This is a genomic window from Yinghuangia seranimata, from assembly GCF_029953285.1.
Classification (GTDB): Bacteria; Actinomycetota; Actinomycetes; order Streptomycetales; family Streptomycetaceae; genus Yinghuangia; species Yinghuangia seranimata.
In genome coordinates this window covers 29819-55732 of record NZ_JASAOI010000014.1, presented here as the reverse complement: position 1 = coordinate 55732, position 25914 = coordinate 29819, and the positions used below count along the sequence as shown (strand labels likewise).

Sequence of the window (25914 nt, the reverse complement as noted above, 5' to 3'; positions counted from 1 at the left end):
TGGTGGGGACCGCCTGAGGAACGCAACGAACGGCACACGACCAGTACGGGCGCCGGAAAGCAGCAACGGGATCAACCACGGACGACACGGGCACGACACGTCCGGTCACGGTCGACCCGTTTCGTCCACCGGGGGCGGCGGCGCCCGGGGGCGGCGCGGGAGGGTCGGGGGAGGGAGCCAGATGGCGCACAGCGAGCGGGGCGCGGGCGGCGGGAGTATCGCGGAACACGCCTGGCTACGCGGGATGGACGCGTACGTCTCCGGCGAATACGGCCATGCCGAGCTGGAGTTCCGGAGCGCCGTCGAACACGATCCCGGCATGGCCGACGCCTGGCTCGGCCTGCACGCGCTCAAGGTGGACGTCGCGGGCGCCGTCGTGGCGATGCACGCGCACCGGGCCCGGTTCGGCGAGCAGCGCGCCAAGTTCGGCCGTCCGCTCAACTCCTGGTACTGGCTGGGCTGGTGGGTGCAGCTGGTGCTGGAGACGCCGCGTGACCTCGCGCTCGCGCACGCCTCGCACTGGCTCGACGGCCGCCATCTGCCGGAGTTGGACGTCGCGCTCGCACACTGTCCGCCACCGGAGAGCGACCCGGCGACCCGTTTCCTACTGGCATGCCGCGCCTACCTGGGCAAGGACTGGCAGCAACTGCTGCGGCACACCGGCGGGTTGGAGGACGATCCGCTGCTGGGCGTGGAGGCCGGCCTGTTCGCCGGCATGGCGCGCGTGCGGCTGGGGCTGTACGACAAGGCCGAGCACGTGCTGGCGACCGCGCTGGCGCGCTGCCGTTCGGAGCACCCGCAGCGCAAGGAGCTGCGCTACTGGCTGGCGCGGGCGTACGAGGAGACCGGCCGCGCGCCGGCCGCGCTCCCCCTGTACCGCGCCGTGCACCAGGCCGACCCCGCGTTCATGGACACCGCGATCCGGCTGACCACGCTGGCCGCGGACGGCGCCGACACCACGTCGACGATCACGCTGGACGCGTTCGACGCGACCGCCCGCCTGTCGCCGCCCGCGCTGGTGGCCGACTCGTCGACGGGCCTGGCCGCGCCGCAGCCGACCGCCGCGCTGACCACCCCGCCGCCCGGCTCGCTGCCCGCGCCGCGGACCGGACCGGCCGACGTCCCGCCGGGGAACGGCGACGGCAGCTCCGACGAGCCCGAAGCGGCGGACGAGACCGGCGAGTTCGAGCCCGCGCTGCCCGCCGCCGAGGCGGATCCGGGCGCCGCGCAGGACGACCCGTCGGGGTCCGCCCCGCGCCGCGGGACCCGGGCGAGTGCCGCCGCGGCCGCCGAGGACCTGGCCGCCGCACTCGACGAACTCGACCGCATGGTGGGCCTGGAGCCGGTCAAGCAGCAGGTGCGGGCGCTGTCGGCGCAGATGCGGATGGCCCGGCTGCGGGAGGCGCGCGGGCTGCCCGCGGGCTCCCCCAAGCGGCACTTCGTGTTCTCCGGCCCGTCCGGCACCGGCAAGACGACGGTGGCACGGCTGATCGGACGGGTGTTCCACGCGCTGGGCCTGCTGGAGTCGGACCGCCTGGTCGAGGCGCAGCGGCCCGACCTGGTGGGCGAGTACCTGGGGCAGACCGCGGTGAAGACCGGCGAGCTGATCGACTCCGCGCTGGGCGGCGTGCTGTTCGTCGACGAGGCGTACGGCCTGGCGGGCGCGGGCTACGCGAAGGGCGATGCGTACGGCGACGAGGCGTTGCAGGTGCTGCTCAAGCGCGCCGAGGACGACCGCGACCGACTGGTGATCATCCTGGCGGGCTACCCGGAGGGCATGGACCGGCTGCTGTCCTCCAACCCGGGCCTCACCTCGCGGTTCACCACCCGCGTCGAGTTCCCGAGCTACGACGCGGCCGATCTGGCGCGCATCGCCGCGCACTTCGCGGGCGCGGGCGGCGACATCTGGGACGAGGACTGCACGGCCGAACTGCTCGGCATCACCGGGCACGTCTGCGAGCAGGGCTGGATCGACGAGTTGGGCAACGCCCGGTTCGTGCGCACGCTGTACGAGAAGGCCTGCGCGTACCGCGACCTGCGCCTGGTCAACCAGCAGGGCGACCCGGACCGCGAGGAACTGACCACGCTGCGACTGCCGGACCTCCTCCAGGCGTACGGCGAAACAGCGGGCGGGCGTTCGTAGTCCGCGCGCCCCCAGGCTCGCAGACGCGCAGACGCGCAGACGGGCTTGCGGGCTTGCGGGCTTGCGGGCTTGCGGGCTTGCGGGCTTGCGGGCTTGCGGGCTTGCGGGCTTGCGGGCTTGCGGGCTTGCGGGCTTGCGGGCTTGCGGGCTTGCGGGCTTGCGGGCTTGCGGGCGAGCGAACCGTCCACGCTCGCACGTGCGCAAGTGCCCCGTGCGCCTCCCCTGCGTCCGTCACACGCGCCGCCCATACGCCCTCGGGCGGGGTCGTCACCGCCGAACCCCTGGCCGCAGCCGCGACGTCCCGGCCACCACCCGGTGTCGCACCGCTCGTCTGTCGGCACGGCGTGACAGGCTGCACGGAGCCCGTCGGCGCGCCCGCAGTCCGGCGTCGTCCGTCCGTGTCCCGCTAAGGAAGCCGCATGCCTCCCGCCTCGTCCGCCCCCGTCAGGCACATCGGCGTCGCCGAGCGCCGTGCCCGGTTGCTGAGCCGCCACCTCATGTCGGGCGCGGCCGCAGCGACCTCGCCGGAGGCGGTGGCCGGCGCGCTGGTGGCGCTGCATTCGACGGACCCGGCATCGGTGTTCCTGTCCGTCGCCGCCCGTTCGACGGTCCCCGCGGCCGATGTCGAGCGGGCGCTGTACGAGGACCGCACACTGGTGCGCATGTCCGGCATGCGCGCGACGGTCTTCGTCGTCCCGGACGCCCTCGCCGCGACGGTGCAGTACGCGACGACGGCCGCGACCGCGGCGCGGGCCCGCAAGGACATGCTCAAGCTGGGCCAGGGCGACGGCACCCTGGACCCGGTGTGGCTGGCGGAGGTCGAGGAGTCGGTGGTGCGCCACCTGGCCGGCCTGCCCGAGGCGACCGGCGCGGAACTCTCGGCGCTGGAGCCGCGGTTGCGCGAGACGCTCGTGTACGCGGTGGGCACCAAGTGGGAGACCCCGCAGGCGGCGGGCATGCGCGTGCTGCGGAACCTGGCGATGGACGGCCGGATCGCGCGCGGCCGCCCGAAGGGCGGCTGGACCAGCAGTCAGTACCGCTGGTCGTCGGCGACGCCGCACCCGGAGGTCGCCCCCGTGACCGCCCGCACCGACCTCCTGCGCGCGTGGCTGGCCGCGTTCGGCCCCGGCACCGAGGCCGACCTCAAGTGGTGGACGGGCTGGACGCTCACGCAGGTCCGCGCCGCGCTGGCCGCCCTCGGCGCGGTCACGGTCACCGTCGACGGCGGTACGGGCGCCAAGGAGACCGGCTACGTCCTGCCCGAGGACGTCGACCCGGTCCCCGCGCGGGCCGGCGAGTCGGAGCGGGCCGTGCTGCTCCCTGCGCTGGATCCGACGCCGATGGGCTGGCAGCAGCGCGCCTGGTATCTCGACGAGCCGCACCGCGCACCGCTGTTCGACCGGTCGGGCAACATCGGGCCGAGCGTGTGGTGGCAGGGCCGGATCGTCGGCGGGTGGGCGCAGCGCGCGGACGGGGCCGTGGTGTGGCGGCTGTTCGAGGACGTGGGCGGCGCCGCGGAGAAGGCGGCCGCGGCCGAGGCGGCGCGCCTGGAGGAGTGGATCGGCCCGGTGCGGGTCACGCCGCGTTTCCGGACGCCGATCGACAAGGAACTGACCGCCTGAGCGCCCCCCAACGCGCCGCGCGAGCGCCGCAAAGGCGCCGAGGCGCCCGCGGCCGCGCCCCGGAATCCAACCGAAAGAGGGACGCCCACACGGGTGGACGTCCCTCTTTCGATACCTCGCGCGCGGTGCGCGGCCCGGTCAGTCCCGGGTCGGCTCGACCCCGCCGAACCGGGTGACGAGGTCCCGCAGTTCGCCGGCGGCCGCGATCGCCTTGCCGCGCCCGTTGGAGGTCTGGATGCCGAGCGCGGCGAGCGACTCGCCGTCCGACAGGTCCAGGAACACCCACGGGTCGCCCTGCCGAAGGCGCACGTTCACGATCTGCGCCCAGGCGAGTTCGTGCGTGTGCAGCATGTTGACGACGGTCAGCCCGCGCTCGTGCGCGACGACCTTGGGCCGGCCGAGCACCAGCAGGAAGCCGAACGCGAGCACGCCGGTCGCGACGACGCCGGCCCGGGACCCGAGGCCCCAGCCGCCGTCCTCCGGCAGTACGACGGCGAGCACGGTGAGACCGGCCAGGATCCCCGCGCCGACGACCCGCGTTATGAGGCGGCTTCCGGACGGGTACCAGGTGCGCGGCAGCGCGACCAGGTCGCGGTCGGGCGCGGGCTGGGTGCTGCTCACGGCGTGCTGCTCCATCGGTTCCCTCGGTCGTGCGGGTACGTGACGACGGGTCAGAGGCGGCAGGCGTGGATGCCGGTGACGAGGATGGCGCGCGCGCCGATCTCCCACAGGTCGTCCATGATGCGCTGCGCGTCGCGCCGCGGGACCATCGAGCGGACCGCGACCCAGCCCTCGTTGTGCAGCGGGGAGACGGTCGGCGACTCCAGGCCCGGGGTGAGCGCGACGGCCTGCTCGACCCGCTCGACGCGGATGTCGTAGTCCATCATCACGTAGCGGCGGGCGACCAGGACGCCCTGCAGGCGGCGGACCAGCTGCTCGACCTCGCGGGACGGCTCGGAGCCGGTGCGGCGGATGAGCACCGCCTCGGACTCGAGGATCGGCTCGCCGAAGATCTCCAGGCCGGCCTGGCGCAGCGTGGTGCCGGTCTCGACGACGTCCGCGATGACGTCGGCGACACCGAGCTGGATGGCGGTCTCGACGGCGCCGTCGAGCTTGACGACGGACTCCGCCTCGACGCCCTGTTCGGCGAGGTAGCGCTCGACCAGGCCGACGTACGACGACGCGATGCGGGTGCCGGCGAGCTCCTTGACGGTGCTGAACCGGCCGACCGGCGCGGCCCACCGGAAGGTGGCGCGGGCCAGGCCCAGCTCCAGGACCTCCTCGGCGTCGGCGCCGGAGTCGAGGAGCAGGTCGCGGCCGGTGATGCCGGCGTCGAGGCGGCCCGAACCGACGTAGACGGCGATGTCGCGCGGGCGCAGGAAGAAGAACTCGACGTTGTTGTCCGGGTCGACGAGCACCAGTTCCTTGCTGTTGCTCCGCTGCCGGTAGCCGGCCTCATGGAGCATCGCCGACGCAGGCTCCGAGAGCGAACCCTTGTTCGGGACGGCGATGCGCAGCATGAGAGGACCCTTCTCCACGGGCGAGTCCCCGGCTCCGGATCCCCTGCGCGGCCACGCGGGCAGGCGCGGTCGCGGGTGCGGAGCCGGGGGACTCTGACGATGTCACAGGTGAGCGTATACGTCCTCAAGGGTGATGCCGCGAGCGACCATCATCACCTGGAGGTGGTAGAGGAGCTGGGAGATCTCCTCGGCGCAGCGGTCGGCGCCCTCGTACTCGGCGGCCATCCACACTTCGGCGGCCTCCTCGACGACCTTCTTGCCGATCGCGTGCGGGCCCTGCCGCACGAGTTCGACGGTTCGCGACCCGGTCTGGCCGGACGCGGCTTTCTCCTGGAGCTCTGCGAAGAGCTCTTCGAACGTCTTCATCGATTGGATCGACTTCTCACTGTTTCTGGTGGCGGACAGCGGTGGCGGACGCGGTGGCGACTGCTGCGGCGGGCGGCCCCGGGACGGCGCCGCCCACCCGCTAGAAGCCCGTCGCGCGTCGGCGCTTCGGCTCGGCCACTGTACGCAACGCGAGCGCGGTGGCGACCGCCGCGGTGGCGGCCTCGGCGCCCTTGTCCTCCTTGGACCCCTCGACGCCGGCGCGCTCGAGCGCCTGCTGCTCGGTGTCGCAGGTCAGGACGCCGAAGCCGACGGGGACGCCGGTGTCGAGCGCGACCCGGGTCAGGCCGTCGGTGGCCGCCGAGCAGACGTACTCGAAGTGCGGGGTGCCGCCGCGGATGACGACGCCGAGGGCGACGACCGCGTCGTGGCCGGCGTCGGCGAGGGCCTTGGCGACGACCGGCAGTTCGAACGCGCCCGGCACCCGGACCACGGTGGGCTCGGTGATGCCGAGCTCCTCGAGCGCCGTGAGGGTGCCGGCGACGAGGCCGTCCATGACGGGGGTGTGCCACAGCGCGGCGACGACGCCGACGCGAAGTCCCTGCGCGCCTTCGACGGTGAGCTCGGGGGCTCCGTGACCACTCATGATCGTTTGGTGTCCTGTTTCTTCAAGGGCCGGAACGACGAACAACTGGGAACGGCCGGGACCGCACGCGGCGGCGCGGCCGGGGTTCAGCTGACCCCGTGCGGCGTGATGTCGGCGGGCTCCAGCGGCTCGAGCCACGGCAGGTCGTGCCCCATCCGGTCGCGCTTGGTCAGCAGGTAGCGCAGGTTGTCCTCGGTCGCGTGCACCGGCAGCGGCACCCGCTCGAGGATCTCCAGGCCATAGCCTTCCAGACCCGCGCGCTTGGCCGGGTTGTTGGTCAGCAGCCGCATCGACCGCACACCGAGGTCGGCGAGGATCTGCGCGCCGGTGCCGTAGTCGCGGGCGTCGGCGGGCAGGCCGAGCTCGAGGTTGGCGTCGACCGTGTCGTGGCCGTCGTCCTGGAGCTGGTACGCCTGGAGCTTGTGCAGCAGGCCGATGCCTCGGCCCTCGTGGCCGCGCATGTAGAGCACGACGCCGCGGCCGTGCTCGGCGACCGTCTCGAGCGCGGCGGCCAGCTGCGGGCCGCAGTCGCAGCGCAGCGAGCCGAACACGTCGCCGGTCAGGCACTCGGAGTGCACGCGCACCAGGACGTCCTCGCCGGCGCCGATCTCGCCGGTCACCAGCGCGATGTGCTCGACGCCGTCGAGCGTGCTGCGGTAGCCGATGGCGCGGAAGGTGCCGTGCGCGGTGGGCAGCCGGGTCTCGGCGGCGCGCTCCACGGTCTGCTCGGTGCGCCGCCGGTAGGCGATCAGGTCGGCGATCGAGACGATCTTCAGGCCGTGCTCGCGGGCGAACGGCACCAGCGAGGGCAGGCGCATCATCGAGCCGTCGTCGTGGACGACCTCGCAGATCACGCCGGCCGGCGGCAGCCCGGCGAGGCGCGCCAGGTCGACGGCCGCCTCGGTGTGGCCGGGGCGCACCAGCACGCCGCCCTCGACCGCGCGCAGCGGGAAGGTGTGGCCGGGCCGGCTCAGCTGGTCCGCGGTGGTCTCGGCGTCCGAGAGCAGCCGCACGGTGCGGGTGCGGTCGGCGGCCGAGATGCCCGTGTGTATCCCGTCCTTGGCGTCGACAGAGACGGTGTACGCGGTGCCCTTCGCGTCCTCGTTGACCTGCGTCATCGGCGGCAGCTTGAGCCGGTCGAGGTCCTCGCCGGTCATGGGCACGCACACCACGCCGGAGCTGTAGCGGATCATGAAGCCCATGAGCTCGGGGGTGGCGAGCGAGGCGGCGAAGACGAGGTCGCCCTCGTTCTCGCGGTCCTCGTCGTCGACGACCACGATGACCTGGCCGTCGGCGATCGCCTTGACGGCGTCCTCGATCGAGTCGAGCGTCAGGTCGACGTCGGCCGCGGTCGCCTCCGCGGTGGTGTTGATGTCGGTCACGCCCGTGCCCCTTCCAAGTGCCGCACTCCGGCGGTCGTTTCCTGTGCCCCTGCCCCCGGTGCGACGGCCCGCGCGGCGGTGGAACGCTGCCACCAGTCGCGCAGCCCGGCCAGCACCATGACCAGGAAGATCCCGTACACCAGGCCGGAGAAGACCAGCCCGTTGTAGAAGGTCAGCGGGACGCCGACCAGGTCGACGGCGATCCACACCGCCCAGAACTCCACCAGGCCGCGCGCCTGCGCGACCGTGGCGACCGCGGTGCCGACGAAGATGTACGCGTCGGCGGCGATCATCCACCAGCGGTGGTCCCACACCTCGCCCCACTGGGCGAGCATCAGCGCGAACGCCGCGGTGCCGAGCCCGAGCGCGGCCAGCAGCGCCGTGCGCTCCCGCCCGGTGGCGAACCGCACCGCGATGTCGCCGGTCTCGCGCTTGCCTCGCGACCAGCGCGCCCAGCCGTAGGTCGCCATCGCGATGATGAGGATCTGCCGCGAGAAGCTGCCGCCGAGCTGGTACGACCAGTACACCGACATCAGCAGCAGCGACCCGGTGATCTGCACCGGCCACGCCCAGATCGTGCGGCGCAGCGCCAGGCCGACGGTGGCCAGCGCGAAGACGTTGCCCAGCAGGTCGCCGCGCACCACGCTCTGCCCGAAGACGGTGAACGCGGGGTCGCGCAGCCACTGCATCGCGGCGTCCCAGGTACTCACGGCCGGTCCCCTCTGACCGGGTCCGCCGCGCCGTTGTCCCCGTAGGCGTGCAGCCGCTCAACGTACTTGGCGATGACGTCGACCTCGAGGTTGACCTTGTCGCCGACGCGCTTCACGCCGAGCGTGGTCAGCGCGAGGGTGGTCGGGATGAGGCTGACGGTGAACCAGTCGGCGGCGGCCTCGACGACGGTGAGGCTGATGCCGTCGACCGTGATCGAGCCCTTGTCGACGACGTAGCGGGCCAGCGCGGCGGGCAGCGAGACCTTCACGACCTCCCAGTGCTCGCCCGGCGTGCGGTCGAGGATCTCGCCCATGCCGTCGACGTGGCCCTGCACGAGGTGGCCGCCGAGCCGGCCGCCGAGCTCCATGGGGCGCTCGAGGTTGACCCGCGAGCCGGGCTCCAGCGCGCCGAGGCTGGAACGGATCAGCGTCTCGGCCATGACGTCCGCGGTGAACACCGGGTCGGCCGGGTCGATCTTCTCGTCGACGACGGTCAGACACACGCCGTTGACCGCGATGGAGTCGCCGTGCCGCGCGCCGGCGGTGACGACGGGTCCGCGTACGGTCAGTCGGGCGGAGTCCCCGAGCTGCTCGACGGAGACGATCTCGCCGAGCTCCTCCACGATTCCGGTGAACACGCTAGATCTCCTTCGCGGGGTGGTCCGCGGTCTGCGGCCGAGCGGGGGTGTTGGCTGTCGGGTACGCGGTCACGCGGATGTCGCCGCCGAACCGGTCGCCTGCCGCGACCTCGTCGACGTGCAGCCGCAACGCCTGCGCGATGGTGGTGATTCCGGCGGGCCCCAGGGCCGCGGGGCCGGCGCCGAGCAGGGCGGGGGCCAGGTAGCCGACGACCTTGTCGACCAGGCCCTCGGCGGCGTACGCGCCGGCCAGCGTCGGGCCGCCCTCGAGCAGCACCGAGCGGACGCCGCGCGCGTACAGCGCCTTGTTGAGCGCGTGCAGGTCGAGGCCGGCGCCGTCGGCGGCGCGCGGCAGCGGGAGGACCTCGGCGCGGCCGGCGATCCGCGCGGCGAGCGCGGCGGCGGTGGCGTCGTCGAGGTCGTCCGCCACGGCGACCAGGGTCGGCGCGGCGTCGTCGAGCACCCGAGCCGAAGCGGAGATCGTCCCGCGGGTGTCGAGCACGACGCGCAGCGGCTGCCGCGCCGGCCGACCGGCGTCGGTGCCGGGCGCGTCCTGCGTGCCCGCGCCGCCGGCCTCGTCGGCGGCGGGCGCGACCGCGAGGCCGCTCGCGGCCGACGCGGTCCGCGCCTCCGGCAGCCGGACGGCCAGGTGCGGGTCGTCGGCGCGCAGCGTCCCGGAGCCGGCCACCACCGCGTCGACCTCGGCGCGGATCCGGTGCACGTCGGCGCGGGACGCGGCCGAGGTGATCCACCGGCTGGTGCCGTCCTCGGCGGCGCTGCGGCCGTCGAGGGTCGCGGCGTACTTCCAGGTGGTGAAGGGGCGGCCGAGGCGGGTGGCGGTCAGCCAGGCCTCGTTGCCGCGCGCGGCCTCGGCCTCGAGCAGGCCGCCCTCGACCGCGACGCCCGCGGCGCGCAGCGTCTCGGCACCGCCCGCGGCCTGCGGGTTCGGGTCGGAGACGGCGTAGACGACGCGGGCGATCCCGGCGTCGATCAGGGCCTGCGAGCAGGGGCCGGTGCGGCCGGTGTGGTTGCAGGGTTCGAGGGTGACGTAGGCGGTGCCGCCGCGGGCCCGCTCGCCGGCCTGCCGCAGCGCGCCGATCTCGGCGTGCGGTCCGCCCGCGACCTCGTGGAAGCCCTCGCCGACGAGCTCGCCGTGCGCGTCGAGGACGACGCAGCCGACCGTCGGGTTCGGGCTGGTGGTGCCCAGACCGCGCGCGGCGAGCGCGACGGCGCGCCGCATCAGCGGTTCCGCTTCGAGCCCCGCAGGGGCCGCCTCGCCGGACACCCGGTCTCCTCCGTGTCGACGCCGCAATGGCAACGTCGCGTGGACCGGGGCGGGGTGCGGGCAGGCCGCGGGAAGGCAGGACGGCATGGCCTCGCGCGGACCGGAGGGTATGCCGGTACGCCGAAGGACGCCGCCGCGCGCTGCCTCCCATCCGGACTTTCACCGTCGGCACCGGAATTCCACCGGTTCGGCCGGTCGACGTCTCCAGGACGGAGAACATCGGCCGGTTCGCGGACTTTTACCGCCGGTTCGGATTTTCACCGACCCCGGAGCGCGCGTACGTGACATTCGTACACCTCGAAGTGTGCCACGACCGCCCGCGCCCTTGACCTCGCGTGTTCTGTGTGTTCCATCACGCGCACAGTGCGCGACCGGACCGATACCTGACGCATCGTCAGTTAACCGACCGGTCGGTCCCGGGCTGCGCCAGGCCGATTCCGGCCGTCCCGGTGGGGGATGGCACCCTGTCCTTATGGCCGTGCAGATCAACCCCAGCATCCTTTCCGCGGACTTCGCGCGTCTCGCCGACGAGACCGCCAAGGTCGCCAACGCCGACTGGCTCCACGTCGACGTGATGGACAACCACTTCGTCCCCAACCTGACCCTGGGCCTCCCGGTGGTCGAGGCGATCATGAAGGCGTCCGGCACCCCCGTCGACGCGCACCTGATGATCGAGGACCCGGACCGCTGGGCGCCGGCCTACGCGGAGGCGGGCGCGGGCAGCGTCACCTTCCACGTCGAGGCGGCGGCCGCGCCGGTGCGCCTTGCGCGCAGCATCCGCGCCGCGGGCGCCCGCGCGTCGATGGCGCTGAAGCCGGCCACCCCGATCGAGCCGTACGAGGACCTGCTCCCCGAGCTCGACATGCTGCTCGTCATGACGGTCGAACCGGGCTTCGGCGGCCAGAAGTTCCTCGACATCATGCTTCCGAAGATCCGCCGCACGCGGGAGCTCATCGGCAAGCACGGCCTGGACCTGTGGCTCCAGGTCGACGGCGGGGTCTCCGCCGAGACCATCGAGCGCTGCGCCGAGGCCGGCGCGGACGTCTTCGTCGCGGGCTCCGCGGTCTACGACGGCCGCGACCCGGGCGCCGCGGTCGAGAAGCTGCGCGCGCTGGCGGCCGACGCCACGACGAAGGCCCCTTGGGCCTGCGCGCACTGACCGCGCCGACCGCTCCCGGCCACACCCCTTCGCGCACCCTCGTGCAGTACTGCGCGTAACCCCCGTCCCCACCCGCACCCTCCCGCGGCGCCGTCCCTTCCGGGCGGCGCCGCGTCGCGTTCCGGGACCGGTTTCCGGACCGGTTGTCGCGGATCCCGGCCACGACGCCGCCGGCCGCCCATGCGCCCGGCGTCCGGCTTTGACGGTTTGGACGTCGCGCGCCCACCAACCGGTAGCGAAGGTTCCCGTTACGCAGGGAACATCCATGTGTACGGTTGGTGAAGGCGCAGGTGGCCACCCCTGGCGTACCGCCACCTCGAGCGAAATCCGCGCGCCATACCCGCGCGCCACGGCCCGGTTTCGGACAGGCCGGAAAAACCCATGGCAGCCCGGCAGAAATGCATAGGGTGGTTCGCAAGGGGGACGCCGGCTAACCGCCGGATTAACTCACCACCGACACCCGTGCCCACGGCACCGACACGGACTTCCGCATGCCCGGACACGAATGCGGAAAGTGACTAAAGGGGGACGCCTCCGTGACGGAAACGCGGTCGACACCACCCGAACTCGACGACGGAGGCGGCGGATTACTGCCGGCCGCCTTCGACCCGCAGCTGTTCCGGGAAAATTCCGAAACCGCACTCGGCAAACTCGAAAAGCATCTGTCCGACCAGTCGATCCGCGGACTCGAACTGACCGATCCGGCGGTGCTGACCGCGGCCGCGAGATCGCTCATGACGGCCGAACAGGAACGCATCGCGGCGTTCGACGAGGAGCGCTTCTCCGGGATCCTCGACCTCTACCTGCGCACCGGCATCCAGGTGCACTCCCCCGGCTACATGGGCCGGCAGTTCTCCGGCGTCGTCCCGCTGTCGGGCGTCGTGGACTTCGTCAGCTCGGTCGTCAACCAGCCGTCGTCGTTCTACGAGGCCGGGCAGCTGCCCAACGTCGCCGAGCGGATCATGGCCGACGAGCTGAACCGCTTCATCGGCTGGGAGCCCGGCCGGTTCGCGATGGTCACCACCTCCGGCGGGTCGCTGGCCAACCTGACCGCTCTGCTCGCCGCCCGCAACACCGCCTTCCCCGGCGTGTGGGCGCGCGGCACCGCCGCCGCCGGCCGCGACCGCCCGGCCGTCGCCGTGGGCGCTGACGTGCACTACAGCGTCTCGCGGGCGGCCGGCGTGATGGGCATCGGCGAGGACCAGATCGTGCGTTTGCCGCTCGACGACGCGCACTGCATCGACGTCGGCCGCGCCGGGCCCGCGCTCACCGCGGCGGCCGGACGGGGGCTGCGGGTGTTCTGCCTCGTGGCGTCCGCCGGCACCACGTCGGTCGGCGCGTTCGACCCGCTGGACGAGCTCGCCGACCTCGCCCACGCGCGCGGCATATGGCTGCACGTCGACGGCGCGCACGGCGCCAGCCTGCTGGTGTCCGACCGGCAGCGGCACCTGCTGCGCGGCATCGACAAAGCCGACTCGCTGACCTGGGACGCGCACAAGATGATGTTCGTCCCCGCGCCGTGCACGCTGCTCTTCTACCGCGACAAGGCGCACAGCCGCGGCGCGTTCCGCCAGCAGGCCAGCTACGTGTTCGACGAAGAGCCGGACATCTATACCGCGCTGGACAGCGGCGACAAGAACTTCGAATGCACGAAACGCCCCATGATCATGACGCTGTGGACGCTGTGGGCGATGTACGGGCCCGCGCTTTTCGCGGAGAAGATCGACTACCTGTGCGCGTTGACCGCGCGCGCCCACGACATCCTCGAGGCGGAACCCGACTTCGAGACGATCCACCGCCCGGACGCCAACATCCTGTGTTTCCGCTACCGCCCGGCCGGCCTGCCGGAATCCGAAGTGCACCGGTTCCAGGTCGCCGTGCGCAACCGCGTGAAATTCCAGGGGAATTACTTCATCTCGAAAGTCGACGTGCACGGGGTGGCCGCGTTGCGCGTGGTCATGATGAACCACCAGATCACCCCCGCGCATATCCGGATGCTGCTCGCCGAAATCCGCAAGGCCGGTCAGGAACTGCTCGACGGCGCCGAAACCCGCGAACCGCAGAAGGGAACCATCCTGTGACCGCTGTGAACCTCCCCCCGGCCCGCCCGGCCGGACCGCTCGGTACGGCCCCCGCGGGCGCCCGCGAACTGGCCGCGTGGCTGATCCCCGACTGGGAGCTCGCCCCCGCGTCGGTCGACGCGGTGCCGCTGCTGCCGTCGTTCGCGGGCAAGCTGCGCGAGTGCGAGCGGGTCTGCCAGGCCCCGTACAGCGAGATCCCGCACGAGGTGCAGGACGCCGTCGTCCTGCGGCGCCTCCAGCAGATGGTCAACACCGTGCTGCTCAACCCGCTGTGGAAGAGCCGGCTGCACGGCGCGGGCGTGACACGGGCGCCCGAGTCGTACGAGGACTGGCAGCGCATCCCGCTCTCGGACAAGGACGTGCAGCGGGACTTCTTCATGGACGACCGGCCGGGCCTGGTCGTGCCGCTCGACCGCGGCGGCTTCGAGATCGTCGCCAGCGGCGGCACCACCGGCGGCAGCCCGCTGGAGACCGTGTACGCGCTGCGCGAGCTGGCCGACACCTACGAGGTCGCCGGCCGGTTCATGGGCGAGTACCAGCTCGACGGGCAGTGGCGGGCGCCCGGCCCGCGCTGGCTGTACACCACGCTGGCCGACTACCAGATGTGGAGCAGCGGCACGATGGTCGGCGGCGTCCTGGCCAAGGTGCCGGGCGTCAACTACATCGGCGCGGGGCCCGTCACCGCACCGGTGTTCGAGCACATGCTGCGCTACCCCGGGCCGAAGGCCCTGATGGGCATCACCGCCGGCGTCGCGATCCTCGGGGAGCTCGGCGCGGGCCTCGACCAGGCGGCCCGCGACAGCTTCCGGATCGCGCTGTACGGCAGCGGCGTCCTGCCGCAGCGCAAGCGCGCCGAACTCCAGGCGGTGTACCCGAACCTGGTCATCCTCAGCTACTTCGCCGCCACCCAGGCCGAGACCATCGGCCTGCAGCTGGACCCGGCCTCGCCGTGGCTGACCGCGCCGCCCGGACTGCACCTCGTCGAGATCGTCGACGAACAGGGCGACTGGGTCGCGGAGGGCGAGGAGGGCGAGCTCGTCGTCACGCGGCTGCACGCCCACGAGGCGCCGCTGCTGCGGCTCAAGCTCGGCGACCGCATGGTCCGCAGGCCGCGCCTCACCGGGCCGGGCCTGAACGCCGAGCGGTTCGAGTTCGCCGGGCGCACCGGCGACATCCTGCACATCAACGACAGCCAGTACTCCGCGGCGCGCGCCTACGCGGCGGTCCGCGACGAGCTGCGCAACCTCGGCGTCGTCGACCTCGACGAGGCCGCGCACGAGGTGCAGTTCGTCAACCACCGCGAGGCCAAGACCATCACGCTGCTCGCCGCGGTCGACGACGTGCTCGGGCTCGCGTACCGCAGCGACACGGCGCTGGGCCCGTACGGCGTGCAGCGGGTCTTCGTCAACGCCCTGCCGCGCTCGCTGTCGCTGTTCAACCACGGCGAGGCCAACCCGGCCTCGATCGAGAAGACCGGCTACGGCTTCCACGTGAAGTACGTGCCCCGCATGTCCCCGGAGATCGAGCGCACCGCGGTCGGCAAGGTGCCGCTGGTGCGCGACCGCGGCTGAACACCGGCGAATCCCGCTTCCTGGAACAGGAGTTCGCGTGAAACCACAAGTCAACATCCTCGCCCTCGTGGACGTGATCGGAGCACTGTCCGACCGCACGCTGGGCAACGGCAACCTCTCCCTGGTCGACAACGGCGACTTCCACAGCCTCGGGCAGGGCACGCCCGAGCTGTGCACGATCGTCAGCCCCGGCCAGGTCGTCCAGTGGCAGGTCCTCGCGGTGGACCTGCAGACCCCGGTGGAGATCAAGAGCATCACGTTCCTCGGCCCCGAGGGCGCGAACGGCGGTGCCCTGAACGGTGGTTCCCACAACGGCGCGCCGGACGGCGGGGACGGCGAGAAGCTCGACCTCGGCGTGTGGATCGGCATCGTGCCGCCCTACCTGCCGCCGGGCGTCGGGCACCGCTACCGGCTCGAGCTGCAGATGTACGAGGGCGACAACAGCGTCATGCACATCGACAGCCCCACCCTCATGTGTCTGTGACGGGCGACCCGGCGACCGAGGCGACAAGGAAGGCACAGCAATGCCACAACAGTTGGCGATCATCGTCCTGGTGGACGTCGGCAACGCGCTGACGGCCGAGAGCCTCAAGGACAACGTCTACCTGTTCGACAACATGAAGCTGCACGGCTCCGAGGGCGAGGGCACCGGCGACCTGGTGACCGCCATCAACGGCGCGTACTGGCGGGACGGTTCGCAGGCCAGCGAGCAGGTGCTCAACTGGCTGCCGTACAGCCTCGGTTCCATCCCGCCCACCGTCCCGCGCGGCTACCAGGCCGACCGGGCGCGGCAGAGCGACCAGGAGGCGCTGGACGAACTGGACGCGCTCACCAGCAAGCCGCCGGCGGCCGGCAACGACACCGCGTCGCAGCTGGCGAAGATCCGCAAGACGGCCGGCACCCGGGTGAAGACCACGCGCCGCACCAGCGGCCGCATGTCCGGGCAGAAGATCCTCGACGTCACCGGCAACGTGGTCGGCGAGGGCGAGACGCACGCCTACAGCTACCCCGGGCCGGTCATCACCGACATCTACGGGCAGGCCGTCGACGAGAAGATCATCTACCCGGCCGAGTACGGGTCGCCCGACCTGGTGACCGACGGCTGGTACTGGTCGGCCACCGTCGACACCTCGCGGCCCGGCACGTACGCGTACACGATGCGGATCCAGCTGCACAAGCTCGTGCAGCGCAGCGGCGAGATCCTGTGGGAGCCGGTCAACCTGACGTGCGAGTCGCGGCTGCGCGTCACCGCCGAGCCGCGGTTCAACGCCTTCACCGGCGGCGGCATGGGGCTGCTGCCGATCCCGCCGGTCGCGTACTCGTACCCGGCCGCGCCCACCGCCACGGACGAGACCGGGGAGAGCTGATGACCGCCAAACCCAGGGTGCAGCCGACCGCCCCCAAGCGGCCGATCTCCATCACCGCGGTGGTGGACTGCGTGGGCGCGCTGGCGTCCGACAGCATGCAGGGCAACCTGTACTTCTACGACACCAACAAGGCCGGCGGCTCGGCGGGCTTCGGCACCGAGGCGCTGCGCACCAAGGTCTCCCGCGGCGACCAACTCCTGTGGGGCGTCCTCGCGTTGGAGTGCGAGGCGTTCGTCGCGATCGAGGGCATCGAGATCGACCGCGACATCTGCGAGCCGGTGCGCAAGGTCTACCCCGGCACCGACGTCGCGTACTGGATCGGCACCGTCAAGAAGGACACGGCGCAGCCGATCCCGTACCTGATCAGGTTCCAGGTGGGCACGCGCGTCGAGCCCATCACCACCACGACACCGCCGATGCTCGTCGGCTAGCCGCGGCACCCGGACGCAGAAGGAGGCACGGTGACCACCACTACGCGCGGCAGCGTGGAGGAGAAGCAGAACCCCGGCCAGCTCAACTCGGTGCAGCTCAACATCGTCACGCTCGTGAACATGGAGCGGGCCGCCGAGACCGGGCAGCTGGCGGACGCCATGTACATGATGGACAACAGCATCGGCGGCGTCGGCCAGGGCACCCACCACCTGGAGACGGTCTGCAAGCAGGGCCAGGTCCTCAACTGGATCGTGCGGCCCCTCGACATGGAGAAGCGGCTCGACGGCACGTGGCCGCCCATGCCGAAGATCAACAGCATCGTCTTCCTCGACACCGAGATCGGGGACGAGGAGGACGTCGCGGAGCGGAAGATCTTCACCGAGCTGAAGATCTACGGCGCCCCGGACCGCATGCGGTCGCAGTACACCCCGGTCTACTACTACTGGGCGGGAACAGTGCTCAGCACCGCCAAGCCCGGCGTGTACCGGTACCGGCTCATCCTCGAGCTGGAGCAGGAAGGCAAGAAGGAGAGGCTGTACCTCAACACCGAGCAGCACCCGTCCATCCGGGTGCTCGAGGTCTGACGGTACGCCGGCCGGTCCGCACGGCCGGGCGGGTCCTTCGACCGGCCCGGCCACGTGGGTGCGGGCACGCGGGGCTCAGTGGCGCGCGGCGGCGCGCTCGCGCAGGCCCCGCGTGCTCGTCCACTCGACGACCTCGCGCACCTCCCGGCCGCGCCGCCACGCCTCGGCCCCGACGGCGTACGCCAGCACGGCCGCCATCCCGACGAGGTGCTCGCGTCCGGCCAGGTTGGGCTTCCACGCGACCTCGGCGATCATCAGGCCCCAGACCGTCGCCATCAGCACCATGGCGCGGTCCGCCCACGCTATGGCCACGACGAGCCCGACGACGGCCGCGGACGGACCGGTGTCCAGGGCGTGCCCGAGCTTCGAGTCGATCCCCAGGATCCGGTCCGGGCCGAGCGCGATCATCAGACGGGCCGCCATCGTGCCGCTGACCGTGGCGATGTAGGCGATCAGGACGGTCCTGGTCCGGCCCAGCGTGAGCTCCGCCAGCCCGAACACGACCAGCACCTGGGCGAGCGCGCCCCACACCGGCAGGTCCACCGCGGGCACGAACAGCGACACCGGCGTCCGCGCCACCGCCAGCCAGATCGGCAGCTCCGCCCGCACCCCGCCGAGCCACCGCGTGACGTCCCCGCCCCACGAGAACTGCTGGACGATGTGGAAGAACGCCACGAGCGCCGTCGACACGAGCGCCAAGGGAATGGCCTTCGGCCCCCGGTCCCGCAACTGCGCGACTGGCCCGGCCGTCAACCGACGCCACTCGTCGACGAGAGCCGACCCCATCCGCCACGGGGACCCCCCACGCACCAGCAGCACCGGGTGAACCCGGGGCCGAACGGATGCGACGGGCATGACAAGGACTCCAGAAGGATCGGCGTCCGGGGCTCCGGGAACGGAACCTCTTACGGCGATATGCCCCGTTTTCAGCCAATCTCCCGTCATACCAACCAGCTGTCAGCACGATCACTTGATCGGGCGACACCCGGGCCGCCGAGCCTGAAGACCCCCCTACCCACTGACGAACCGCGACAGCCAAACACCACCCAAAGGCGTGACCCGCGGCAGCCGACGTGCCACCGGCTAGAGTGACGCCCGCCCTCGCCAAGGCGTCGGCACGGCACAGGGGGGCGTGGACGTGAGGATGAACCAGGCGGGCAGGACCGAGTGGTGGGAGAGCCTCCCGGCCGGGATCCGCGACCAGGTCGACGGCTATGTGCTGCAGGACGACCTGCTGTCCGCCATAAACGTCATCGTCGACGTCGGCTTCGTTGCGCGCGGCATCGGCGTCGGCACCGCACAACTGATCGTCGGCGACCGCTACGCGCACTACGGCGACCGGATCGCCCGCACGCCGGACTCCCCCTTGGACGCGGAGTCGCTGCGCCTGCGCGCGGACGGTGCCGCGGGCACCATCGTCGCCATCGAGGCCATCTGGGACGGCGACACCGTCCACGACTGGTTCGTGATCCTCCTCGCCGTCACCGCCGACCCGGCCGCGGACCACCACCTGGCCACCATCTACCGGTCCGCGGGCGAGCGCCACCTCGGCGACGACAAGACCACCTGGAACCGCCGCCACCCCTCAGCGGCCGCCGCCGAACGCGCAGGCCGGCAGCTCGCCGCGGGGCTGAACGTGCCGTTCCACTTCGCGAGCCCCGACGACCCGGACGACAGGGCCCCACGCTGGGCGCCCCAGGGCACGACGACGCCGACAGACTGACGCACGCCGCAGTCGGCACCAGCCCAGCCGCGACCGGCCACCACACTCCCCTGCGCGCGCGGCGCCGCGGACCAGCCACGCGTGACGCCGCGTGACACCACCACGATGTCCCCCGCCCTGCACCGTCAGCGCGGGCGCCACCGGCAATCAGGCTGGGCGTACCGCGCCGCTCCCGGCACCGGTGGTCAGGCCCGTCGTCCATCGGACCTGTCCACGCCGCAGGCACCGCAGCGTCGGTCAGGTCCGTCGTCCACTCACGCCCGTCCGCGCCCCGGACGCCGCGGTCGTCGGGGCGGGCCGGACCGTCGGTCGGGCCGCCCGTCTCGGTTCGGGCCGGAGGGCGTTAGCGGCGGCGGAGGAGGGCCAGGTACATCGCGTCGGTGCCGTGGAGGTGGGGCCAGAGTTGGAGGTCGGGGCCGTCGCCGAGGTCGGTTACGCCCGGGAGGTACTCGCGGGCGTCGATCAGGTCGAAGGCTTCGCCTGCCTTCGTGGCCAGGACGTCGTCGACTACGGCGCGGGTTTCGGCTCGGTGGGGGGAGCACGTCACGTAGGCGACGACTCCGCCGGGGCGGACGGCGCCGAGGGCGGAGGTCAGCAACTGGCGCTGCAGGGGGCCCAGTTCGGCGATGTCCTCGGGGCGGCGGCGCCAGCGGGATTCGGGGCGTCGGCGGAGCGCGCCGAGGCCGCTGCAGGGCACGTCGGCGATGACGCGGTCGAAGGTCTCCGGCTCCCAGGCCGGCTTCGTGCCGTCCGCGGTCACGACCTGGTGCCGGGTGTTCCAGCCGATCGCGTTGCGTACGAGCCTCGCGCGGTGGTGGCGGCGCTCGACGGCGAGCAGTGCGACGTCGCGCTGCGTGGCGATCGCCGCCAGGAGGCCCGCCTTGCCGCCGGGGCCCGCGCACAGGTCGAGCCAGCGGGTCTCGTCCGCGGCCACGGGCACGTTGGCCAGTGCCTGGGCGACGAGCTGGCTGCCCTCGTCCTGCACGCCCGCGCGGCCGTCCCGGACCGCCGCGATGGCCCCCGGGTCGCCTTCCGGCAGGACCGCGGCCAGCGGCGACCAGCGGCCCGGCACCGCGCCGGCCTCGTACAGCTCGTCCAGCGTCGACCGTCCGGGCCGGGCGACCAGCGTCACCGCGGGCGGCTCGTTGTCGGCGGCCAGCATCGCCTCGATGCCGTCGCGCTTGCCGCCGAGCGCGTCCCACAGCGCCTCGACGACCCAGCGCGGGTGCGAGTGCACGATGGACAGGTGCCCCTCGGGGTCGTCCTCGAACGGCGGCGCGACCTCGGTGATCCACGCCTCGAGGTCGCGCGCGGCGACCTTCCGCAGCACGGCGTTGACGAACTTGGCCCGTCCGTCGCCGAGCACGCCGCGTGCCAGCTCGACCGTCGCGGACACCGCCGCGTGCGTCGGGATGCGCGTCGACAGCAGCTGGTGCGCGCCGAGGCACAGCACGTCGAGCACCGGCGGGTCGACCTCGCCGATCGGCCGGTCGACGCACCGGTCGAGGATCGCGTCGTACGTGCCCTGGCGCCGCAGCGTCCCGTGCACGAGCTCGGTCGCGAGCGCGGCGTCCCGCCCGGTCATGCGCCGGTCGCGCAGCAGGCCGGGCAGCACGAGGTTCGCGTACGCGTCCCGCTCGTCGACCAGCCGCAGCACGTCGAACGCCGCACGGCGCGCCGCGTCGGGCTTCGGCCGGCGGTACGTGCGGGCGGCCTTGCCGCGTCCGCCGCCGCCGTTCCCGGACGACTGGGGCGTGCGCCCCGGAGTCACCGGACGTGTCACTGTGCCGCGCCTTCCGTCGAACCCTCATTCACGGCCGCGTCCACGGGCGCGTCGAACAGCTCGCCCGCCTCGGGCCGAACGCCGCGCGCCCAGTCGACGGCGGCCATCATGCGCTTGCCCTGCGGCTGCACCTCGGTCAGCTCGACGGCATGGCTGCCGGTGCCGACCCGCACGGCCTTCTTCTCCACGACGATCGCGCCGGGCGTCAGCTCGTTGTCGCCGGCGCGCAGCCGCACCGGGGCGAGCTTGACCCGCTCGCCGCGGAACGTCGTCCACGCGCCGGGCGCGGGCGTGCACCCGCGCACGAGGCGGTCCACGCGCAGCGCGGGGGCCTTCCAGTCGACGCGGGCGTCCGCCACGGTGATCTTCGGCGCGAGCGAGACCCCGTCGGCCGGCTGCGGGACGGCGACCAGCGAGCCGTCCTCGACGCCGTCCATCGTCGCGACCAGCAGCCGCGCACCGGACTTCGCCAGGCGCTCGAGCAGGTCGCCGCTGGTGTCGGTCGGCCGCACGTCGTCCGTCATGACGCCGTACACCGGGCCCGAATCCAGGCCCTCCTCGATCAGGAACGTGCACGCACCGGTCACGTCGTCACCCGAAATGACCGCGTGCTGCACGGGGGCGGCACCGCGCCACGCCGGCAGCAGCGAGAAGTGCAGGTTCACCCAGCCACGCGCCGGGACGTCCAGCGCGGCCTTCGGCAGCAGCGCGCCGTACGCGACGACCGGGCAGCAGTCGGGGCCGATCTCGGCGAGCCGGGCCAGGAACTCCGGCTCCCGGGGCCGCGCCGGGCGCAGCACCTCGATGCCGTGGTCCAACGCGCACTCCGCCACCGGCGACGCGTGCAGCTTGCGCCCGCGGCCCGACGGCGCGTCCGGCCGCGTCACCACCGCGACCACCTCGTGCCGCGACGCGATCAGCGCCTCGAGAGACGGGACCGCGACCTCGGGCGTCCCCGCGAAAACCAAACGCATCGGCTCACAGCGCCTTTCCGAACGTGCCGTGCGGCGACACCTTCACCGTCGGCGGCGCCTGCCCGGACCACTCCGCGTCACGGATCGCCTTGAGCGCCGTCTTGCGCTGCTCGCGGTCGAGCCGGTCGATGAACAGGATGCCGTCCAGGTGGTCGGTCTCGTGCTGGATACAGCGGGACAGCAGCTCGGTTCCCTCGATCGTGACGGGGTCGCCGAACATGTTGAACCCCTTGGCCACGACCCCGAACGCGCGCTTGGTGTCGAACGCGAGGCCGGGCAGCGACAGGCACCCCTCGGGGCCGTCCTGCTCGTCGTCCGACAGGTCCAGGTTCGGGTTGATCAGGTGCCCGACCTCGCCGTCCACGCAGTACGTGAACACCCGCAGCGACACCCCGATCTGCGGCGCCGCGAGCCCGGCGCCGGGGGCCTCCATCATCGTGTCGGTGAGGTCCTTGACCAGGACCCGCAGCTCCTTGTCGAACGTGGTCACCGGATCCGCCGCGGTACGCAACACCGGATCACCGAAAAGGCGGATCGGCTGGACTGCCACAGATGAACTCCCGTTCGACGGCCGACGACGACACTCGCCGCGAGGCCCGTTCACCCCCGCAACCGCCCCAGTCTACCGACGGGACACCCGCCCCCGACCGCTCAGCCGATGTCGAGGGGGTCCATCCGGACCCAGAGCGATTCCGAGGGGCCCCGGGCCATGCGGAGGGCCTGGGCGGCTTTGAGGGCGGCGGCGAGGTCGGCGCCTCGGCCCGGGGGGACGCGGAGGAGGACGCGTTCGCGGCGGTCCTCGGGTGGGGCGGCGGGGGTCGCCGGCCTGCGGGAGCCGGCGGCGGGGGCGGTCGTGGGCGCCGCCCACAGGGCGAGGTCGGGTGGCGGCTGCGGGCTGCGCTCGATCGCCGCACGGGCGGCGGCGGACTTCGAGCGCTTCGGGCCCTCCTTCGGCCTGGGCTGCGCCGGGCGCGGCAGCGGCGGTGCCGGTACCGGGCCGAGCACGTCGGTGCCGTCCGGGAGGCGCAGCAGCGCCATCATGTCGGCCACGGCCGTCGGCGAACCGGTGATCGAGGCCATCCGGGAGACCGGCGGGAAGCCCAGTTCGGCGCGCTCGCCGAGTTCGATGCGGGCGAAGCCCTGCGGGTCCCAGCGCACCAGCGCCTGGACGGGGCGCAGCGTCGGCTCGGCCAGGATCACCACCGAGCCCCCGTCGGCGGCGGACCTCACCAGCGACGCGGCGCTCAGCCAGCGCCGCAACGCCTCCTCGCCGGCGCGCAGGTCGGGCCGGTTGAGCAGCAGCCAGCCGTCGAGCAACAGGGCCGCGGCGTAGCCGCGTTCGGCCACCGGCTCGGCGCCCGGGGTCGACACCACGAGCGCGGGCACGTCGGGGACGGAGACGAGCACGCCGTCGCGTCCGGAGGTACGGACGGGCACGCGGGGAAAGGCCCGGCCCAGCTCCTCCGCCGTACGCCGCGCCCCCACGACGCTTGCGCGCAGCCGGTCCCCGCCGCACCGCTCGCACCGCCACCCCGCCTGCGGACGCCCGCACCACGTGCAGGCCAACCCGCCGTCGGCGCCGGTCACTTCGAGCGGCCCGGAGCAGGCACCGCAGCGCGCGGGCTCGCGGCACCGCCGGCAGGCCGCGTGCGGCACGTAGCCGCGCCGCGGCACCTGGACCAGGACCGGCCCGAGTTCGAGTGCCTTGCGCGCGACGTCCCACGCCATCGACGGGAGCCGGGCGGTGCGGGCGGCCTCGTCGCGGGCGACGTCGAAGTCGCCGACGGTACGGATCAACGGCGCCGCCTCGCGCACGACCGTACGCGCCGCCTCGACCGGCCGCGCCCACCCCGACCTGACCAGCTGGGCGGCGTCCACCGACGTCGTGAGCCCGCCGACGACGAACGCCGCGTGCTCGCGCAGCGCCCGCATGACCAGCACCTCACGGACGTGCGGCTGCGGCGCGTGCGGCTCGGCGTGCGCGGAGTCGCCGTCGTCCCAGATCACCACGAGCCCGAGGTCCGCGACCGGCGCGAACATCGCGGCGCGGGTACCCACGACCGCCCTGACCACGCCCCGGCTCACGGCCAGCCAGCGCCGGTACCGCTCCTCGGGCCCGGTCTCCGCCGTGAGCGCGACGTGCCGACCACGGCCCAGCAACCGCTCCAACGCCTCGTCGACGCGCCCGACCGCCTTCCCGTCGGGCAGGACGGCAATCACCCCGCGCCCGGACGCGAGCGTCGCAGCGACCAGTCGGGCGAGCTCGTCGGGCCAGGTCGGACCGGGCAGCGCGGTCCACACGACACGTGGCGGGACGCGCTGTGGCGGACCGGGCTGCGCTCCGGACCGCATGGCGACGTCACGCGAGGCCGGCCCGGCCGGATCAGTCTCGACAGGCACGCCCTCGCCGTCCCTGACCGCGACGGACTTGGGCTCGGCGTCCGCGCCTGAGTTCCCGCCCGCGGCTAGCGGCTGCTGGACGACGGATCCCGTGGTCGTGTCACCGACGACGTATTGCGCGTCGCCCTCGGCGGTCGCGGCATTTGCACCATCCGCGATGGGACCACCCGTCGGGCTGCTCGCGGCGTCGGAGGCGGCAGCCACCGCATCCGCGGAGGGCTGCTCGGCCGTCCTGCTTTCGACCACCGCGCTCGGCAATCCGGCCAGGGCGTCGAGCAGTTCGGGTCCGCCCTCGTAGCGCGCCCACCCGTTGTCGTCCGGGCGGCCCGATGTGGGCAGCGGCTCGCCCGACGCCTCCGACTCCGCGCGTTGGTGGCGTGGCGGCAGAGCCAGTGACAGGACGTCGGCGAGCGTGCCGGCGTAGCGGTCGGCGACGGCGCGGGCGAGCGAGAGCATGCGGGCGGGCAGGACGGGTTCGGGTGACAGGACGCGTTCCAGCCTTGCGAGCGGTCCTGAGTAGTCGCTTTCGGCGAGGCGTTCGACGACGATCCCGTCGACGAGGCCGCCGCCGCGCCGCCGGTCGCCCGCCGCGTGGCCGCCGAAGCGTACGCGCACCCGCACGCCCGGCTGCGCGGCCTCGGACATCGTCTCGGGGACGGCGTAGTCGAAGAACTGGTCGAGGTGCGACAGCCCCTTGTCGACGACGACGCGCGCGACCGGCAGCTCGGCGGCCAGCGCGGGCGGCTGCTTGGGCTTAGCGGTACGCACGGCTTTGCGCGCGGCCTTGCGGGCCGCGCTGACGGCGATCTCCATCTGCTCGCCGGACTCCGGCCCGGTCTCCGCCGCGGCCTCGGGCCCGGCCTCGCCCGCAGTTTCGCCCGCGGCCTCGCCGTGCGGCGTCTCCCCCGTGTCGTGCTCACCCACTCCGGCATCCTCGCAGATCAGGACGACAGGGACGGCGTACGCGGGGCCGACGTGTGCCGACCGCCGCGTCCACCCGCATGCGTCTCATACGCCTCATCAGCCCCATCGCACTGATCCGATCAGGCGATATCTCCAACCAAAGCTTTGGTTACGTTCCGTGATGCGCTTTGACTGTTCGTGCGCACCGATGTCCCACCCGAGGCCGGGGAACCCACCCCGGCCGAGTCGCGAAGGAGCGTCCCGATGTCCTCGTCTTGGTCCCCGCCCGTGTCCCCGTCGTCCCCGTCGTCCCCGTCCCCGTCCCGCGCACGCCGCGCGGGCGCCGTCGTCCTCGCGTCGGCCGCCCTCGCGTTCGCCGCCGTCGTCCCGACGGCCGGCACCGCGTCCGCCGAACCCTGCGGCGGCATGCACCACGTCGCCGACGACGCCGTCTACTTCAACTGCACCGACCACGACGTGAAGATCTACGTCTCGTCGTACCCGATCGACTACGAGGCCTGCGTCGCACCGCACGGCGAGTTCCACTCGCCGTGGTGGCGCACGGTCAACCAGTACAAGATCCGCGACAACTGCGACTGACGGCGGCGACGGGAGCGACGCGACCACGGGGACGGCCCGGACCGACACCCCGTCCGTCACTCTGCGC

24 protein-coding genes and 1 riboswitch are annotated in these 25914 nt (G+C 73.0%); of the genes, 11 read left to right on the top strand and 13 right to left on the bottom strand.

The window, feature by feature from the left end; translation table 11 throughout:
• Positions 1-181 precede the first annotated feature (181 nt).
• Positions 182-2143, top strand: coding sequence for an AAA family ATPase (locus QI554_RS09920; RefSeq protein WP_281468200.1), 1962 nt, complete (start codon positions 182-184; stop codon positions 2141-2143).
• 419 nt (positions 2144-2562) lie between these two features.
• Positions 2563-3765, top strand: coding sequence for a winged helix DNA-binding domain-containing protein (locus tag QI554_RS09915; RefSeq protein WP_281468198.1), 1203 nt, complete (start codon positions 2563-2565; stop codon positions 3763-3765).
• Between the two features lie 138 nt (positions 3766-3903).
• Here QI554_RS09915 and QI554_RS09910 read toward each other — a convergent pair whose 3' ends face one another.
• The 8 genes from QI554_RS09910 to ribD all read right to left on the bottom strand — a co-directional run bounded on the left by QI554_RS09910 (position 3904) and on the right by ribD (position 10225).
• On the bottom strand, positions 3904-4386 hold the full coding sequence (locus tag QI554_RS09910) for a PH domain-containing protein (protein WP_281468196.1): 483 nt from the start codon (positions 4384-4386) through the stop codon (positions 3904-3906).
• Positions 4387-4436: 50 nt separating this feature from the next.
• The gene (hisG, locus tag QI554_RS09905; RefSeq protein ID WP_281468707.1) at positions 4437-5285 is read right to left on the bottom strand and encodes an ATP phosphoribosyltransferase; all 849 of its coding nucleotides are present in this window, start codon (positions 5283-5285) and stop codon (positions 4437-4439) included.
• A 102-nt stretch (positions 5286-5387) separates the two neighbouring features.
• On the bottom strand, positions 5388-5651 hold the full coding sequence (locus QI554_RS09900) for a phosphoribosyl-ATP diphosphatase (protein WP_281468194.1): 264 nt from the start codon (positions 5649-5651) through the stop codon (positions 5388-5390).
• Between the two features lie 100 nt (positions 5652-5751).
• On the bottom strand, positions 5752-6255 hold the full coding sequence (ribH, locus tag QI554_RS09895; RefSeq protein ID WP_281468192.1) for a 6,7-dimethyl-8-ribityllumazine synthase: 504 nt from the start codon (positions 6253-6255) through the stop codon (positions 5752-5754).
• A gap of 86 nt (positions 6256-6341) precedes the next feature.
• Positions 6342-7637, bottom strand: coding sequence for a bifunctional 3,4-dihydroxy-2-butanone-4-phosphate synthase/GTP cyclohydrolase II (locus QI554_RS09890; protein WP_425527948.1), 1296 nt, complete (start codon positions 7635-7637; stop codon positions 6342-6344).
• Entirely contained in the window at positions 7634-8347 is a 714-nt protein-coding gene (locus QI554_RS09885) for a nicotinamide mononucleotide transporter family protein (protein ID WP_281468190.1), read from the bottom strand. The genes QI554_RS09890 and QI554_RS09885 overlap by 4 nt, the downstream gene beginning before the upstream one ends.
• A complete protein-coding gene (locus tag QI554_RS09880) occupies positions 8344-8985 on the bottom strand; it encodes a riboflavin synthase (protein WP_281468188.1) in 642 nt (213 codons plus the stop codon). Before QI554_RS09880 ends, QI554_RS09885 begins: the two co-directional genes overlap by 4 nt.
• Before the next feature lies 1 nt (position 8986).
• Positions 8987-10225 carry a bifunctional diaminohydroxyphosphoribosylaminopyrimidine deaminase/5-amino-6-(5-phosphoribosylamino)uracil reductase RibD gene (ribD, locus tag QI554_RS09875; RefSeq protein ID WP_281468703.1) on the bottom strand — a complete coding sequence of 413 codons (1239 nt, stop codon included), beginning with the start codon at positions 10223-10225 and terminating at the stop codon, positions 8987-8989.
• 178 nt (positions 10226-10403) lie between these two features.
• Positions 10404-10549, bottom strand: a riboswitch (FMN riboswitch).
• Between the two features lie 193 nt (positions 10550-10742).
• Here ribD and rpe point away from each other — a divergent pair.
• The 7 genes from rpe (at position 10743) to QI554_RS09840 (ending at position 17464) form a co-directional block, all read left to right on the top strand.
• Positions 10743-11429: a ribulose-phosphate 3-epimerase gene (gene rpe, locus QI554_RS09870; protein ID WP_281468185.1), complete on the top strand. Its 687-nt coding sequence runs from the start codon at positions 10743-10745 to the stop codon at positions 11427-11429.
• A gap of 536 nt (positions 11430-11965) precedes the next feature.
• Positions 11966-13510, top strand: a complete 1545-nt coding sequence (locus QI554_RS09865) for a pyridoxal phosphate-dependent decarboxylase family protein (RefSeq protein ID WP_281468183.1) — start codon at positions 11966-11968, stop codon at positions 13508-13510.
• On the top strand, positions 13507-15081 hold the full coding sequence (locus tag QI554_RS09860) for a phenylacetate--CoA ligase family protein (protein ID WP_281468182.1): 1575 nt from the start codon (positions 13507-13509) through the stop codon (positions 15079-15081). The genes QI554_RS09865 and QI554_RS09860 overlap by 4 nt, the downstream gene beginning before the upstream one ends.
• Positions 15082-15118: 37 nt before the next feature.
• Positions 15119-15565, top strand: coding sequence for a hypothetical protein (locus QI554_RS09855; protein WP_281468180.1), 447 nt, complete (start codon positions 15119-15121; stop codon positions 15563-15565).
• 40 nt (positions 15566-15605) lie between these two features.
• Entirely contained in the window at positions 15606-16448 is an 843-nt protein-coding gene (locus tag QI554_RS09850) for a hypothetical protein (protein WP_281468178.1), read from the top strand.
• A complete protein-coding gene (locus tag QI554_RS09845) occupies positions 16448-16879 on the top strand; it encodes a hypothetical protein (protein WP_281468176.1) in 432 nt (143 codons plus the stop codon). Before QI554_RS09850 ends, QI554_RS09845 begins: the two co-directional genes overlap by 1 nt.
• Positions 16880-16909: 30 nt before the next feature.
• Entirely contained in the window at positions 16910-17464 is a 555-nt protein-coding gene (locus tag QI554_RS09840) for a hypothetical protein (protein ID WP_281468174.1), read from the top strand.
• Between the two features lie 75 nt (positions 17465-17539).
• Here the strand turns inward: QI554_RS09840 and QI554_RS09835 are convergent, their stop codons facing one another.
• Positions 17540-18154, bottom strand: coding sequence for a hypothetical protein (locus QI554_RS09835; protein WP_281468172.1), 615 nt, complete (start codon positions 18152-18154; stop codon positions 17540-17542).
• A gap of 454 nt (positions 18155-18608) precedes the next feature.
• On the opposite strand from QI554_RS09835, the gene QI554_RS09830 reads away from it, so the two are divergent.
• On the top strand, positions 18609-19187 hold the full coding sequence (locus QI554_RS09830) for a hypothetical protein (RefSeq protein WP_281468701.1): 579 nt from the start codon (positions 18609-18611) through the stop codon (positions 19185-19187).
• A gap of 343 nt (positions 19188-19530) precedes the next feature.
• Here the strand turns inward: QI554_RS09830 and QI554_RS09825 are convergent, their stop codons facing one another.
• The 4 genes from QI554_RS09825 to QI554_RS09810 all read right to left on the bottom strand — a co-directional run bounded on the left by QI554_RS09825 (position 19531) and on the right by QI554_RS09810 (position 25157).
• Positions 19531-20958, bottom strand: a complete 1428-nt coding sequence (locus QI554_RS09825) for an RsmB/NOP family class I SAM-dependent RNA methyltransferase (protein WP_425527953.1) — start codon at positions 20956-20958, stop codon at positions 19531-19533.
• An 8-nt stretch (positions 20959-20966) separates the two neighbouring features.
• On the bottom strand, positions 20967-21944 hold the full coding sequence (gene fmt / locus QI554_RS09820) for a methionyl-tRNA formyltransferase (RefSeq protein WP_281468168.1): 978 nt from the start codon (positions 21942-21944) through the stop codon (positions 20967-20969).
• A gap of 4 nt (positions 21945-21948) precedes the next feature.
• On the bottom strand, positions 21949-22494 hold the full coding sequence (gene def / locus QI554_RS09815) for a peptide deformylase (protein ID WP_281468166.1): 546 nt from the start codon (positions 22492-22494) through the stop codon (positions 21949-21951).
• Positions 22495-22595: 101 nt separating this feature from the next.
• The gene (locus tag QI554_RS09810) at positions 22596-25157 is read right to left on the bottom strand and encodes a primosomal protein N' (protein ID WP_281468699.1); all 2562 of its coding nucleotides are present in this window, start codon (positions 25155-25157) and stop codon (positions 22596-22598) included.
• A 354-nt stretch (positions 25158-25511) separates the two neighbouring features.
• On the opposite strand from QI554_RS09810, the gene QI554_RS09805 reads away from it, so the two are divergent.
• Positions 25512-25847: a hypothetical protein gene (locus QI554_RS09805; protein ID WP_281468164.1), complete on the top strand. Its 336-nt coding sequence runs from the start codon at positions 25512-25514 to the stop codon at positions 25845-25847.
• Positions 25848-25914: the final 67 nt, after the last annotated feature.

Excerpts from the sequence above, each read along its gene's own strand:
- QI554_RS09915 (WP_281468198.1), top strand. The coding sequence starts at position 2,563 with ATGCCTCCCGCCTCGTCCGCCCCCGTCAGGCACATCGGCGTCGCCGAG.
- QI554_RS09850 (WP_281468178.1), top strand. The coding sequence starts at position 15,606 with ATGCCACAACAGTTGGCGATCATCGTCCTGGTGGACGTCGGCAACGCG.
- QI554_RS09805 (WP_281468164.1), top strand. The coding sequence starts at position 25,512 with ATGTCCTCGTCTTGGTCCCCGCCCGTGTCCCCGTCGTCCCCGTCGTCC.
- QI554_RS09830 (WP_281468701.1), top strand. The coding sequence starts at position 18,609 with ATGAACCAGGCGGGCAGGACCGAGTGGTGGGAGAGCCTCCCGGCCGGG.
- QI554_RS09810 (WP_281468699.1), bottom strand. The coding sequence starts at position 25,157 with ATGGAGATCGCCGTCAGCGCGGCCCGCAAGGCCGCGCGCAAAGCCGTG.
- rpe (WP_281468185.1), top strand. The coding sequence starts at position 10,743 with ATGGCCGTGCAGATCAACCCCAGCATCCTTTCCGCGGACTTCGCGCGT.
- ribH (WP_281468192.1), bottom strand. The coding sequence starts at position 6,255 with ATGAGTGGTCACGGAGCCCCCGAGCTCACCGTCGAAGGCGCGCAGGGA.
- QI554_RS09900 (WP_281468194.1), bottom strand. The coding sequence starts at position 5,651 with ATGAAGACGTTCGAAGAGCTCTTCGCAGAGCTCCAGGAGAAAGCCGCG.
- QI554_RS09920 (WP_281468200.1), top strand. The coding sequence starts at position 182 with ATGGCGCACAGCGAGCGGGGCGCGGGCGGCGGGAGTATCGCGGAACAC.
- hisG (WP_281468707.1), bottom strand. The coding sequence starts at position 5,285 with ATGCTGCGCATCGCCGTCCCGAACAAGGGTTCGCTCTCGGAGCCTGCG.
- ribD (WP_281468703.1), bottom strand. The coding sequence starts at position 10,225 with ATGCGGCGCGCCGTCGCGCTCGCCGCGCGCGGTCTGGGCACCACCAGC.
- QI554_RS09845 (WP_281468176.1), top strand. The coding sequence starts at position 16,448 with ATGACCGCCAAACCCAGGGTGCAGCCGACCGCCCCCAAGCGGCCGATC.
- fmt (WP_281468168.1), bottom strand. The coding sequence starts at position 21,944 with ATGCGTTTGGTTTTCGCGGGGACGCCCGAGGTCGCGGTCCCGTCTCTC.